General features: G+C 73.0%; 10 protein-coding genes and 7 pseudogenes. 14 read left to right on the plus strand and 3 right to left on the minus strand.

The annotated features are described in order from the left end of the window. Window positions 1–289 precede the first annotated feature (289 nt). The 3 genes from UG55_RS09875 to UG55_RS09885 all read left to right on the plus strand — a co-directional run bounded on the left by UG55_RS09875 (window position 290) and on the right by UG55_RS09885 (window position 3689). Complete coding sequence (locus tag UG55_RS09875; protein ID WP_066066120.1) at window positions 290–1150, plus strand: S-adenosyl-l-methionine hydroxide adenosyltransferase family protein; 861 nt, start codon at window positions 290–292, stop codon at window positions 1148–1150. A 228-nt stretch (window positions 1151–1378) separates the two neighbouring features. Next, complete coding sequence (locus UG55_RS09880; RefSeq protein WP_066066356.1) at window positions 1379–2419, plus strand: NAD-dependent epimerase/dehydratase family protein; 1041 nt, start codon at window positions 1379–1381, stop codon at window positions 2417–2419. Window positions 2420–2561: 142 nt separating this feature from the next. Next, window positions 2562–3689, plus strand: a complete 1128-nt coding sequence (locus tag UG55_RS09885) for a lysophospholipid acyltransferase family protein (RefSeq protein ID WP_242424117.1) — start codon at window positions 2562–2564, stop codon at window positions 3687–3689. Between the two features lie 26 nt (window positions 3690–3715). Here UG55_RS09885 and UG55_RS09890 read toward each other — a convergent pair. The 3 genes and pseudogenes from UG55_RS09890 to UG55_RS09895 all read right to left on the minus strand — a co-directional run. Then, window positions 3716–4368, minus strand: a 653-nt coding sequence (locus UG55_RS09890; protein ID WP_242424095.1) for an HAD family phosphatase, incomplete at its 5' end; no start/stop codon positions are given. Between the two features lies 1 nt (window position 4369). Further along, window positions 4370–4600, minus strand: a pseudogene (locus UG55_RS34770) (HAD-IB family hydrolase); the annotation flags it as partial. Window positions 4601–4755: 155 nt separating this feature from the next. Continuing rightward, window positions 4756–5499, minus strand: coding sequence for a sigma-70 family RNA polymerase sigma factor (locus UG55_RS09895; protein WP_066066362.1), 744 nt, complete (start codon window positions 5497–5499; stop codon window positions 4756–4758). A gap of 672 nt (window positions 5500–6171) precedes the next feature. Between UG55_RS09895 and UG55_RS09900 the strand changes: the two genes are divergently transcribed. The 11 genes and pseudogenes from UG55_RS09900 to UG55_RS09930 form a co-directional block, all read left to right on the plus strand. Next, window positions 6172–6461, plus strand: a 290-nt coding sequence (locus UG55_RS09900) for a glutaredoxin family protein (RefSeq protein ID WP_242424096.1), incomplete at its 3' end; no start/stop codon positions are given. A gap of 267 nt (window positions 6462–6728) precedes the next feature. Then, the gene (locus UG55_RS09905; protein ID WP_083986634.1) at window positions 6729–7676 is read left to right on the plus strand and encodes a redox-sensing transcriptional repressor Rex; all 948 of its coding nucleotides are present in this window, start codon (window positions 6729–6731) and stop codon (window positions 7674–7676) included. Continuing rightward, window positions 7673–9103 carry a glutamyl-tRNA reductase gene (locus UG55_RS09910; RefSeq protein WP_066066129.1) on the plus strand — a complete coding sequence of 477 codons (1431 nt, stop codon included), beginning with the start codon at window positions 7673–7675 and terminating at the stop codon, window positions 9101–9103. The genes UG55_RS09905 and UG55_RS09910 overlap by 4 nt, the downstream gene beginning before the upstream one ends. After that, window positions 9100–9316, plus strand: a pseudogene (locus UG55_RS34775) (hydroxymethylbilane synthase); the annotation flags it as partial. The gene UG55_RS09910 and the pseudogene UG55_RS34775, both read left to right, overlap by 4 nt. A 1-nt stretch (window position 9317) precedes the next feature. Further along, a pseudogene (gene hemC / locus UG55_RS09915) lies at window positions 9318–10173 on the plus strand (hydroxymethylbilane synthase); the annotation flags it as partial. 2 nt (window positions 10174–10175) lie between these two features. Further along, a partial coding sequence (locus UG55_RS34780) for a uroporphyrinogen-III C-methyltransferase (RefSeq protein WP_242424098.1) occupies window positions 10176–11160 on the plus strand: 985 nt, incomplete at its 3' end. 1 nt (window position 11161) lies between these two features. Further along, a pseudogene (locus tag UG55_RS34785) lies at window positions 11162–11799 on the plus strand (uroporphyrinogen-III synthase); the annotation flags it as partial. Between the two features lies 1 nt (window position 11800). Continuing rightward, window positions 11801–11990: pseudogene (locus tag UG55_RS34790) on the plus strand (uroporphyrinogen-III synthase); the annotation flags it as partial. Beyond that, a pseudogene (locus UG55_RS34795) lies at window positions 11987–12556 on the plus strand (porphobilinogen synthase); the annotation flags it as partial. The pseudogenes UG55_RS34790 and UG55_RS34795, both read left to right, overlap by 4 nt. 1 nt (window position 12557) lies before the next feature. Next, window positions 12558–13045 (plus strand): annotated as a pseudogene (locus tag UG55_RS34800) (porphobilinogen synthase); the annotation flags it as partial. A gap of 209 nt (window positions 13046–13254) precedes the next feature. Then, on the plus strand, window positions 13255–13479 hold the full coding sequence (locus tag UG55_RS09930; RefSeq protein ID WP_066066140.1) for a heavy-metal-associated domain-containing protein: 225 nt from the start codon (window positions 13255–13257) through the stop codon (window positions 13477–13479). Window positions 13480–13489: the final 10 nt, after the last annotated feature.

Consider the following 13489-nt stretch of genomic DNA (forward strand, 5'->3'; position numbering starts at 1 on the left):
CCAGCGGGGGGCCGGCCGGTGACCTCCGGCAGCGTGGGTCACCGCTGCCAGCCCTGGGTTGTCCCGTATGTAGCTGTGCCGTGGCCAGCTCTTCCGGCTGTCCCGGACGTCAGGGTGTGGTCCCTTGGTGCTCCTCGCCAGCTGCTGACGACGTCTCGCGGTGTTCTGGCCCGCCTGGCTCGTGTGACAATACGGTTTCGCTCCGTGTTCACATGCGCGCTGCTGTCGTCACTGTATGGCACCCTGTTCGGGTGGCCGGCAACGGCGCCGGCCGGGCACAGGGGGTCCTATGGCCAGCGCGTGGATCACGTTCATGTCGGACTACGGGGTGGATGGCGCCTGCGTCGGTGTCTGCCACGGCATCATCGCCCGGCACGCGCCGGAGGCCAGGGTCCTCGACCTGTGCCATTCGATCGAGCCGCAGGACGTCGGTCAGGCGGCGGTGACCCTGGTCGGTGCGGTCGGCTACCTCCCGTCCGGAATTCATCTCGTTGTCGTCGAGCAGCTCGACGCCAGCGGGTACACCCGCGGAATCGTCGTGCGCGCCGCGGACGGTTCACTGTTCGTGGCACCCGACAACGGGGTCGCCTCGCTGGGCTGGGAGGTGCTCGGCGGCGTCAGGGACGCCTACGAGATCTCCAACCCGGACCTGTGGCTGCCGCTGCCCACCGCGGTGTTCCGTGGGCGCGACGTGTACGCGCCGGTCGCGGCCAGGCTTGCCGCCGGGCTGTCGCCGGCTGATGTCGGCCCCCAGCTCGACCCGGCCGAGCTGGTCGCCGTCGAGCCGCGCACCTGCCATGTGGATGACGACCACGTCCACGGCGAGGTGGTCTCGGTGGACCATTTCGGCAACCTCTCCCTCAACATGGCCCGGGCCGAACTTGAGGCTGCCGGCATCCTGCTCGGCGATCGGGTCGAGATCCGGGCCGACGCACGGCAGCTGACGATGCCCTTCGCGCACACGTACGGCGAGGTGGCTCCGGGTGAGATGGCGCTCTGTGAGGACGCGCTGCGCCAGATCATGATCGCGGTGAACTGCGGTCGGGCGGCCGAGGTGCTCCGGCTGCGGCGGGGTGACGCCGTCGTCGTCGCGCAGGTGCCCCGCAACGGCCTGCCGGCGCAGGCGGTCGCCGCGCGCGGCCGCCGGTGACGAGCCGGGCACCTCGCCCCGCGTCTCCCGGGCTGACTCGTTCGGCACTTCTGACATCGATGCTTGATGCCGCCATACGATGCCCAACTGGCTAGGTGCGGCTACGCTAAGTATCGATGTAGGGCGTTCGATGTGACGCTGTGCAGCTAAGAGGGGCGCGGGCGGCGTACGATGACCGCCCAGGGCCGGTCGCAGATCGACTCGGAGAGCTTCGCGCGGGAGGCGTCGATGGGGCCACGTCGCGTGCTTGTGACAGGGGTGTCGCGCCCGCTGGGCGCCCAGGCCGCGTTGGCCCTGGCCGCCGATCCCGACATCGTCGACGTGGTCGGTGTGGACACGATCGCGCCCGCGGAGGACCTGGGCCGGACCCAGTTCGTCCGGGTCGACATCCGCAACCCGCTGATCGCGAAGCTGATCTCCACCGCCGGGATCGACACCGTCCTGCACCTGAGCGTGCTCGCCACCCCGCTGGGGGCGGGCGGGCGGACGGCGATGAAGGAGATCAACGTCATCGGGACCATGCAGCTGCTCGCGGCCTGCCAGAAGGCGCCGGGAGTCAGGAAGCTGGTGGTCAAGTCCACGACCTCGGTCTACGGTTCGTCCCCCCGCGACCCGGCCCTGTTCACCGAGGACATGGAGCCGCGAGGCTTTCCCGGCGGCGGGTACGCGAAGGACGCGGTCGAGGTCGAGGGCTACGTCCGCGGGTTCGGGCGGCGCCGGCCAGACATCGCCGTGACGGTGCTGCGCCTGGCGAACACGCTCGGCCCGGGGGTCGAGACCCCGCTCGCCCGCTATCTCGACCTGCCGGTGGTGCCGACCGTCCTCGGCTTCGACCCGCGCATCCAGCTGCTGCACACCGACGACGCGATGGCCGTCCTCATGAAGGCCACGCGAGAGACCCACGCCGGCACGTTCAACGTGGCGGGGGACGGGGTGCTCCTGCTGTCCCAGGCCATCAGGCGGGCCGGGCGGCCGCCGTTGCCGATCCCCTTCCCCGCGATCGGCTCCCTGGGTAACCTCGCGCGCCGGCTGAGGTTGGTCGACTTCTCCTCCGAGCAGCTGGGGTTTCTCGCATACGGGCGCGCGGTCGACACGACGAAGCTGCGAGAGGTGTTCGGGTACATCCCGCGCTACTCGACCGTCGCGACGTTCGACAGCTTCGTCCGCGACCGTGACCTGCGGTTCACCATCGACCACGAGCTGGTCTCGCGGGTGGAACGCGGCCTGGTCGGCGCGGTCACCGGTCACCGGCCTCCCGGAACGTCCTGATGGCCGGTCAGGCCGGCGACTCGTGGAGAGGGCCGATGCGCGTATGACATCAACAGGGGGAACAGGCCCGTCGAGGCCCACCGGACCCACGGGGCCACAGCCGCCGGAGGCGGTGGGCCACCCCAACGGTTCGGGTCCCACCGTGGGGCGGCCCGGGGCGAACGGGCGGAAGGGCCCGGTCGGTCTGCACGTGGTCGACGGCACGCGGCCGGCCCGCGGCCGCCGTCCGGCGGCCGGCGGTGGTGACGCGACGGATGAGGCGACGGATGGCCGGGCCACGAGAGATACCACCGCCGCCGCTGGCGACGGGTCCGCGGGCGCCGACCCGTCCGCCGGAGGTGAGCCGTCCGCGGGAGGTGAGCCGTCCGCGGGCGACGTGAACTCCGGGCCGGGTGCGGATTCCGCCCCGGGCCCGGGAGGACCGGGCGGTGGCGAGCTGGAGCGGGTCCTGGCCGAGACGCTGGCCTTCCTGCGCCGCCGGATCACCGGCGACTACACGGTGGACGAGCACGGCTTCGACGTCGACCTGACCGAGCATGTGGTGGCGCCGCTGCTCCGCCCGATCTACCGGAACTACTTCCGGGTCGAGACCCGAGGGCTGGAGAACATCCCGGACGAGGGCGGCGCGCTGGTCGTGTCGAACCACTCCGGGACGCTCCCGCTGGACGCGATGATGACCGCGCTGGCAGTCCTCGACCACCACCCGGCCCACCGTCACCTGCGGATGCTCGCCGCCGACCTGGTCTTCGCGGTGCCGTTCCTCGCTCCGCTGGCCCGCAAGACCGGCAACACGCTGGCGTGCCAGGCGGATGCCGAACGCCTGCTCACCGCGGGCCACCTCGTCGGCGTGTGGCCGGAGGGCTTCAAAGGCATCGGAAAGCCGTTCAGCGAGCGGTACAAGCTGCAGCGCTTCGGCCGGGGCGGCTTCGTCTCCGCCGCGCTGCGGACGGGGGCGCCGATCATTCCGACCACGGTGGTGGGTGCGGAGGAGATCTACCCGATGATCGGTAACGCCCGGACGCTGGCTCGGCTCCTGGGACTGCCCTACCTGCCGATAACGCCCACGTTCCCGCTGCTCGGCCTGCTCGGCCTGCTTCCGCTGCCGAGTAAGTGGATCATCGAGTTCGGCGAGCCGGTGGACACGAGTCGCTACACCGCGGCGGCGGCCGAGGACCCGATGCTCGTCTTCGAGCTCAACGACCGCATCCGGGAGACGATCCAGCACACGCTGTACGGCCTGCTGATGCAGCGCCGCTCGGTCTTCTTCTAGCCGCGGGTGCGGCCCGAGGCGGGTGCCTAGGCTCCGCCGTAGCGGCGGCGCAGCGCCATGCCGGCCGCGACGCCACCGCCGAGGGCGCCGAGCCCGGCCGCGGTGGGGATGCCGATCCGGGCGGCCTTGCGCGCGGTGCGGAAATCCTTGATGAGCCAGTCGCGTTCGCGCGCGACGGCGCGCAGGTCCGGGTCCGGGTTGATGGCAACCGGGTGCCCGACGAGGGAGAGCATCGGCAGGTCGTTGATCGAGTCCGAGTAGGCCCAGCACCGTGACAGGTCGAGGCCCTCGCGCTCGGCCAGGGCCTGCACCGCCGCGCCCTTCGCGGGCCCGTGCAACGGCTCGCCGACGAGGTGGCCGGTGTAGCAGCCGTCCGCCACCTCGCTGACGGTGCCGAGCGCGCCGGTGAGACTGAGGCGCCGGGCGATGATCGACGCGAGCTCCACCGGGGTGGCCGTCACCAGCCAGACCCGCTGCCCGGCGTCGAGGTGCTGCTGGGCCAGCGCGTGGGTGCCCGAGTAGATCTGCTGCGCCATCCGCTCGTCGTAGATCTCCTCGCCGTAGCGGACGATGTCGGTGACGCTGCGCCCGGCGACGAAGGCCAGCGCGGCCTCCCGGGCGTCGCGCATCCCGTTCGGGTCCTCCAGCCCGCGCAGCCGGTAGCTGATGTGCTGCCACCNGAACCGGAGCAGGTCCCGGGAGTCGAAGAAGTCACGGGCGGCCAGGCCACGCGCGAAATAGAAGATCGAGGCGCCGGCCATCATCGTGTTGTCGACGTCGAAGAAGGCGGCGGCGGACTCGTCCGGCGGAGCTTTGGCAACCTCCTCGGCAGCCACCTTCAGCGCGGCAGTGGCCGCCGCCTCGGCGGCCTCGCGCCCGCCCAGATGTTCCTTGCGCCGTCGCACTCTCATGTCATCTCCACCCCCGTCCGATCGCCGCCGCCGGTGGCGGCCGGCCCGGCCCTGGCCACCCGCGGGCGCCGGAGTGGCTCCGGGTGCCCGGGCTCGTCGAGCGGCGCCGCCAGCCTACGACGCGCGACCACCCGCGGACGGAACGGTGGGGGCGTTCAGTCCCGCCGGGGGACGGGCAGGCTGCGGGCCAGCGCGCGCACGGCCCGTAGTTGCAGCGCCCGCACCGCGCCTTCGTTCTTGTTCATCGCCCGCGCGGTCTCGCGCACGGACAGCCCTTCGAGGAAGCGCAGCGTGACGCACTCGCGCTGTTCCGAGCCGAGCGAGCCGAGCGCCCGGAGCAGTTCGCGCAGGTCGAGCGCGGACAGCACGGCGTCCTCCGGGCCGGGGATCGCGGTGGTGAAGAGCACTCCCCGTTCGGTGGCAGCCAGCAGGTCGGCGGTCGGGAACTCCATCCGGGCCCGGCCGGACCGGGCCAGGTCCACGATGTGGTTTCGGGCGATGGTGACGAGCCAGGCGCCGATGTCCCGCCCCTGCCACTCGAAGGTCGAGATCCGGGTCAGCGCCCGCAGGAACGTCTCGGAGACCACATCCTCGGCCACGGCCTGGTTACCCCCGACGCGGTAGTAGGCATAGCGGAAGACGAACTCCGCGTACCGGTCGTAGATCTGGCCGAATGCCTCCCGTTCCCCGAGCCGGGCTCGCCGGACGAGGTCGGCCTCCCCGCCCGGATCGGACGGCTCGCCAGGAGGCGGGGCGCCGAGGCTGCCCGGGGGTTCGTCGACTCGTGCGGTGTCGCCCGCGGTCGCGCGGGCCACCGTGACCGCCGCGCCGAGTACCGGCAGCACCCCCAGCAGCTGGGATGTCCGCTGACGGCTCGCCCGCCGCTGCCGCCGGCCCACCCCGGCGGCCCCCGGCGTGACCGTGACCGGGAGCGGGAACGGGAACGGAGCCGGGAAGGCGAGGGTCCCGTCGAGCCCGGCAGCAGCGCTCCTGGTCNCCCCGCGCGGGGTGGTGGCGCGCCTGATCACCGGCCGCACGGTGGCTCCGCCGGTGGCCGGCCCGGCCACCCGGCCCCGATCGCCGTCACGGCAGCTGGGCGCCGCCGCCGGCAGGTCGATGCGACACAGGCCCCGGCCCGCTGCCGTCGACGAGCGGGGCACGTCGTGGCGCGCATGGGGACTCCCGGGCGTGGACGTCGCGGGTCATGACGGCTCGCGGGCGAGGCGGTGCGGTGCGGTCATCCCGCCGGAAAGCGGTGGACGGCCAGGTGACCGTCACCACGATAGCCGCCGAGTAGCTGAGTGTAGCCGGGAACCCCAACCTGGGAGACCGAGAACCGTAATGCGCCGCCGCTCGCGGACGGACAGTGCGTTGCCACCCGATGGCAGGTATCCATCCGGCGGGTAAGCGTTATCGTCGCTCAGGTGATCGACGCCCACGGAGAGAAGTCCGCAGGGAGCCCCGTACGGGGCTCGGGGGGCCTCGGGCCCGGTGCCGCACCGGATGCCGCACCCGGTGCGGAGTCCGGGGCTGGGCCCGCGTCCGGTTCGGGCCGCGGTCCGGGTTCGCGGGTGGCGGAGCGGATCGGCCTGGTCACCCGGGCGGGCTGTCATCTGTGCGATGAGGCGCGGCAGGTCATCGCAAGGGTGAGCGCGGAGCTGGGTGTGGGCTGGCGGGAGATCGACGCCGACGCCGACCAGGCGACCGCCGACGCCTACGGTGACCGGGTTCCGGTGGTCCTCGTGGACGGGCGGGAGCACGGCTACTGGCGGGTCGAGGAGGAGCGGCTGCGGCGCGCCCTGGCCGGGGACCGGTGGTCCTGGCGCACCGGTCGTTCCGGGCGATCCGACCGCACGGGGAGNGCCGGCCGTCCCGGAAGTACTTCGTGAATCCCTTCACGAAGTCGTAGACTCGATGGGTCCGCAGACGCGGTCGTCGGCCGCGATGACCGCCGGGCGATGTGTGAACGCCGGGTGAGTCATGGCGCCGGGTGAACGCGGCCGCGGGGTGTGTGCCGGTCCGGAAGAGGGCGGCCCCGGTCCGCGCTGCCGGTCGCCGGTCCGTCACCGTCGAGTGGCCGGCCCGCACCTTCGAACCCCGCACCTTCGAACGATGTCGGGAGCCGTGGATGGGTCAACCTCGGCGGGGTACCGGGCGGCTGTCGGGCAGATCTCCGATGCCTGAGGCGACCGTGGCCCGGCTTCCCCTCTACCTTCGTGTGCTCACGGCTCTCGGCGAACGTGGGACGCACACGGTGTCGTCGGACACGCTCGCCGCCGCCGCCGGCGTCACCTCGGCGAAGGTCCGCAAGGACCTCTCCCAGCTGGGCTCCTTCGGCACCCGCGGCGTCGGCTACGAGGTGGGCATCCTGCTGGAGTGCATTTCGGCCGAGCTCGGTCTGACCGAAGACCGCTCGGTGGTGCTCGTCGGCGTGGGTAACCTCGGGCATGCGCTGGCTGGATACGGCGGCTTTCACGCCCGTGGCTTCCGGATCGCGGGGCTGGTGGACGTTGATCCGTCCCGGGTGGGTGAGCGGGTCGGTGAGGTCGTCGTCCGGCCGGTTGACGAGCTGGAAGCGGTCATCGAGGAGTGCCGGGTGACCATCGGCGTGATCTGCACGCCGGCGGCCGCTGCCCAGCAACTCTGCGACCGTCTGGTCGCAGCGGGCGTGACCAGCATCCTGAACTTCGCGCCTACGGTGCTTTCGGTGCCCGAAGGGGTGGATGTGCGTAAGGTCGACCTTGCCCTGGAGCTGCAGATTCTCTCCTTTCACGAAGCGCGCAAACGTCCGTCGCCTGGTTTGGCCCCCGGGACGGGGGGTCCGGCCGCCGGTGGCGAACCGGGGCCGGGCGGCGTCGTGGATGACGAGGCTGGTGAGGTCGTGCGGATGACCCGTCGGGTGGTGCCACCGCCGTCGCGGGTGGCGCCGGCACAGGCTGAGCCGGTGCAGGTCGAGCCGGTGCAGGTCGAGCCGGTGCAGGTCGAGCCGGTGCTGGTCGAGCCGGTGCTGGTCGAGCCGGTGCAGGTGCCGGAGCTGTCGTTGCCCGCCACCGCGAGTGGAGGTGAGTCCGAGTGAGCCTGCTGGCGGTGGGCCTCAACCACCGGACCGCGCCGACCTCGCTGCTGGAGCTGGCGGCGGTCTCCACCGACGACGCGCCCAAGGTTCTCCACGACCTGGTGGCCGCTGACCACGTGAGCGAGGCGGTCGTCCTCTCCACCTGCAACCGCACCGAGATCTACGCGGAGGTGGAGACCTTCCACGGTGGGCTCGCGGACATCTCGGACCAGCTCAGCCGGGTGTGTGGCGTGCCGATGAGCGATCTGGCGGCGCACCTGTACGTCCACCACGAGGCGCGGGCGGTCAGCCACCTGTTCTCCGTGGTGTGCGGCCTGGACTCGATGCTCGTCGGCGAGACGCAGATCCTCGGCCAGGTCCGGGTGGCCTTCCGGCTCGCCCAGGCGGCCGAGGTGACGAGCGGAACGCTCGCCGGGCTGTTCCAGACCGCGTTGCGGGTCGGCAAGCGGGCCCACACCGAGACGTCCATCGACTCGGCGGGGGCGTCGATCGTCTCGGTCGGTGTCCGGATGGCGGCCTTCGACCTGGAGGCCCGCCGGCCGGACGCGCTGGCGGCACCCGTCTCGAGTGCCGGCATCGACCCGGCCGACGCGGTCGAGGAGCTGCTGCGGCCCGATCTCACCGCACCGGTCGAGGTCGCCGGGGCCGACCCGCTCGCCGGAGCGCGCGTGCTGATCATCGGCGCGGGTGCCGTCGGCTCGCTGGCGGCCCAGACCGTCCGGCGCGCCGGGGCCGGCGAGGTGGTGGTCGCGAACCGCACACCGGCGCACGCGGCCCGCGTGGCGGAGGCCCACGAGGCGCGGGCGGTCGGGCTGGCCGACATCGCGCACGAGGTCGGCCGGGCCGATCTGGTGATCTCCTCGACCGGTGCCTCCGGGCTCGTGGTGGGCCAGGAGGTGGTCCGGTCCGCGGTCGCGGGCCGCGGCGGCCGGCCGTTGGTCTTCCTCGACCTCGCGCTCCCGCGCGACATCGACCCCGCGGTACGGGAGCTGCCCGGGGTCACCCTGATCGACATCGAGGCTCTCCGGGTTGCCCTGGACGGGGCGCAGGTGTCCCATGACGTGGAGGCCGTCCGGTCGCTGGTCGCCACCGAGGTGGCCGGGTTCCTGGACCGGCGGCGCGCGGAGCGGGTCGCCCCGACGGTGGTGGCGCTGAGGGCCCACGCGGCGGCGGTGGTGCGCGATGAGCTCGAGCGGCTGCGCACCCGCCTGCCCGACCTTGACAACCGTGAGTGGGACATGGTCTCCGGCACCGTCCGCAGAGTCGTCGACAAGCTGCTGCACGCACCCACGGTGCGGGTGCAGCAGCTCGCGGAGGCGCCTGGCGGGGACTCGTACGCCGAAGCCCTGCGCGAGCTGTTCGACCTGCCACGGGACGTGCCGGCCATCGTCTCCGCACCCGACCTGGATCTGGTGGAGAGAACGTGACACACACCCGAGGGGCCGACGCGCACCCGCAGGCCCGGCCCGAGCCTCGACCGCTGCGGCTGGGTACCAGGCGTTCCGCGCTGGCCCTGGCCCAGTCGGGCAAGGTGGCCGAGATCCTGCGGACCCGGCTCGGCCGGCCGGTGGAACTCGTCGAGATCGTGACGGACGGCGATCGGTCGCAGGGGGCGATCAGCCAGATCGGCGGGACGGGGGNCTTCGTGAGCGCGCTGCGGGACGCGCTGCTCGCGGGCGAGATCGACCTCGCGGTCCATTCGCTCAAGGACCTCCCGACCGCCACCCCGGACGGCCTGGTACTGGCCGCGGTCCCGCCGCGGGCGGACCCCCGCGACGTCCTGGTCTCACCCGACGGCAGGGGGCTGGCCGAGCTGGGCCCGGGCGCGCGGGTCGGTACCGGGTCGCCCCGGCGGGCGGCGCAGCTGCGGGCGCTCGGCCACGGCTTCGAGGTCGTCCCGATCCGGGGGAACGTCGACACCCGGATCAAGAAGGCCATCGACGGCGAGGTGGACGCCGTCATCCTGGCGCACGCCGGTCTCGACCGCCTCGACCGGCTCGACGCCGTCACCGAGATCATCCCGGCCGAGGTGATCCTTCCCGCGCCGGGGCAGGGTGCGTTGGCGATCGAATGCGCACGTGACGCGTCGGCCGTCTGGGCGGTACCGGCCATCGCGGACCAGAGCGGACCAGGTCTGGGCCAGGACGTCGATGGAGGTCTCGCCGAGCTGCTACGGTTTGTGCTCGACGACGCACCGTCCTGCGCCGCGGTCAGAGCCGAACGTGCTTTCCTGGCGGGCATCGAAGCCGGTTGCACCGCACCGGTGGGTGCCCTGGCCCAGATCCTGGCGGGTAGCGGCTTGCCCCCGGGCACGAGTGGCGATGGTGCGCCCGCCGTGGGTGACGTCCGCCTGCGGGCGGTGGTCGCGGCGCCGGACGGTGGCAGGGTCCTGCGGCGTGAACTCACCGGTTCTGCCGTCGACCCGGAGGCGCTCGGGCAGCGCCTCGCGGACGAGCTGTTGTCCGCCGGAGCACAGACGCTGATGGGAACAAGCTGAGCATGGCCACCCGACGTACCAAGAAGCCCGTGTCGCCGGTCGCCCTCGTGGGTGCCGGACCCCATGACCCGGGGCTCCTCACGGTTCTCGCCGTCGAGACTCTCGCCGCCGCGGACGTGGTGGTCGCCGACCCGGACGTACCGCCGGCCGTGGTCGACTCGTTGCCCGCCGAGGTGCTGCGGATCGGTGATCTCGACGCCCCGAAGCCGGTGCGGGACGCGGAGGCCGCGACGGCGGCGGTCGTGAGCCGGGCCCGCGCGGGCGAGAAGGTCGTCCGCCTCTACGCCTCGGACCCGTGGCTGACCCGGATCGGCGCCGCCGACGCGCAGTCCCTGGCCAAGGCCCGGATTCCCTACCGGGTGGTCCCGGGCGTGTCGACGTCCGCCGCCGTGGCCACCTACGCCGGTGTGGCGCCGGGCTCGCCGGTGACCTTCGCGAGCACGTCCGGTGTCTTCTCCTCCTCGGGCTCGGTCAGCAGCGGTTCGTCGTTCGGGGCCGGTGAGCCGGTCGGGCCGCTCACCCCGCCTCCCTTCGGGACCTCCCGCCTCGGTGGCCGGCCGCTGTCGGGCCTGGGTGGCGGCCCGCTCGGCGTCGGTGGCGGCTTCGGTGCCCCGCTCGGGCTGGGCACCCCCACCGGCTTCGGCGGGCTGGGCCTGCCCAGCGCACCGGGTGACGTCGACTGGGGCGCGCTCGCGCAGGCGCCCGGCACCCTGGTCGTGACCGCCGGCCCGACCGAGATCGGCAAGGTGGCGACCGCGCTGGTCGAGCACGGCCGCCCCGGTGACACCCCGGTCGCGGTCACGGTGGACGGCACGACCACCGACCAGCGCACCGTCACCTCCACCCTCGACCGCATCGAGGCGGACGCGGCCCCCATGCTCGGCGCGACCGCGACCCCCCCGCACGAGGTCGTCATCTGCGTCGGCCAGGTTGTCGGCACCCGTTCGAAACTGTCCTGGTGGGAGACCCGCGCCCTGTTCGGCTGGANGGTGCTGGTGCCCCGGACGAAGGAGCAGGCGGCGATCCTCTCCGACTCGCTGCGCGCGCACGGGGCGAGCCCGCTGGAGGTGCCCACGATCGCCGTGGAGCCGCCCCGCACCGCCGCCCCGATGGAACGGGCGATCACCGGCCTGGTCTCCGGCCGCTACCAGTGGGTCGCCTTCACCTCGGTCAACGCGGTGAAGGCGGTGCAGGAGAAGGTCGAGGAACGCAGCCTTGACGCCCGGGCCTTCGCCGGGGTCAAGGTGGCGGCGATCGGTGAGGCCACCGCGGACGCGCTGCGCGCCTTCGGTATCCGGCCCGATCTCGTGCCCTCCGGCCAGCAGTCCAGCGAGGGCCTCCTGGAGGACTGGCCGGAGTTCGACGACTCGCTCGACCTGCTCGACCGCGTCCTCCTCCCGCGCGCGGACATCGCCACCGACACGCTTGTCGCCGGGGTGAAGGAGCGCGGCTGGCAGGTTGACGACGTCACCGCCTACCGCACCGTGCGGGCGGCCCCGCCGCCGGCCCCGATCCGCGAGGCCCTCAAGGGCGGCCGGGTCGACGCGGTGGTGTTCACCTCGTCGTCCACGGTGCGCAACCTGGTCGGGATCGCGGGCAAGCCGCACGAGACGACGGTCATCGCGGNGATCGGCCCCGCCACCGCCGCCACCGCGCAGGAGCTCGGGCTGCGGGTGGACGTCCAGGCACCGGAGGCTTCGATCCCGTCGCTGGTGTCCGCGCTGGCGGAGTTCGCCGCCGAGCACCGGGAGGAGCTCGGCAAGGTCGGCCCGCTGGCGGCTCGGCTGCCGAAGCCGCGGCGGGGCTCCCGGCGGTGACCGGCACGCCTGGCGCGGCCGGCACGCCTGGCACGGCTGGCACGGCTGGCGCGGCCGGCATGGCCGCGGGTTTCCCCTCGGCCCGCCCGCGGCGGCTGCGCCGGGGAGCGGCGCTGCGCCGGCTGGTGGCGGAGGTGCGTCTGCACCCGGCCGATCTCATCCTGCCGATGTTCGTTCGGGAGGGCGTGTCCGAGCCGGTCCCGATCTCGTCCATGCCCGGGGTCGTCCAGCACACGCGCTCGACCCTGCGCAAGGCGGCGGCGGAGGCCGCGGCGGCCGGTGTCGGCGGGATCATCCTGTTCGGCGTTCCCGAGCGCAAGGACGGGCGCGGTTCGTCCGCCGACGACCCGGCGGGCATCGTCCAGCTCGCCATCGCCGATCTGGTGTCCGAGGTCGGCGGCGACATCGTGATCATGGCTGATCTGTGCCTGGACGAGTACACCGACCACGGGCACTGCGGCCTGCTCACCGCCTCCGGTGACGTGGACAACGACGCGACGCTGGAGCGCTACGGCCAGATCGCGCTCGCCCAGGCCGCGGCCGGTGTCGAGGTGATCGCCCCCAGCNGGATGATGGACGGGCAGGTGGCCGCGATCCGGGCCGCGCTCGACGGCGGCGGCCACACCGAGATCCCGATCATGGCCTACTCGGCCAAGTACGCCTCGGGTTTCTACGGCCCCTTCAGGGAGGCGGCCCAGTGCGCGCCGCAGTTCGGTGACCGGGCCGGGTACCAGCAGGACCCCGCCCGGTCGGTCGGGGAGGCACTGCGGGAGGTGGCGCTGGACCTCGCCGAGGGCGCCGATGTCGTCATGGTGAAGCCCGCGCTGGCCTACCTCGACATCCTGCGCGCGGTCGCCGACTCCGTGGACGTCCCGGTCGCCGCCTATCAGGTCTCCGGGGAGTACGCGATGGTCGAGGCGGCGGCGGCCAACGGGTGGGTCGACCGGGAACGGATCATCATGGAGACGTTGACCTCGATCCACCGGGCCGGCGCGGAGATCATCCTGACCTACTGGGCGACCGAGGTGGCCGCGCGTCTCGGAGCCCGCGGCTGATCTGACGGCTGGCTTCGCCGGGAGCGCCCGAAGCCGTCCCGGTCGTCGCCGCCAGTACGTGGTGGGTGCCGTGTGGCCTGCCCGACCCGCCGGGGAACCCTACGGGGGAGGGGTATGGGCGTAGGGTTCTGGGTGTCGGGGATCTCGGGTTCCGCGGGACCGGTCCTCGCCCGGCGCGGGGTCGTAAACACATCACGGGAGGCGTCACCATGTCCGTTACCAGCATCGTGACCACCTACAGCGTCACTGGGATGACCTGCGGTCACTGCGCCGCGGCGGTCAGCGAGGAGATCTCCCAGCTGCCGGCCGTGAGCGCGGTCGACATCGATGTCGCCTCCGGGCGGGTGGCCGTGACCAGCGGCGCCGAGATCGACGACGCCGCCGTCCGCGCGGCCGTCGAGGAGGCGGGCTACACCCTCGCCGGGCGCGTCTGACTCACGGCTG

Source organism: Frankia sp. EI5c (assembly GCF_001636565.1).
Classification (GTDB): domain Bacteria; phylum Actinomycetota; class Actinomycetes; order Frankiales; family Frankiaceae; genus Parafrankia.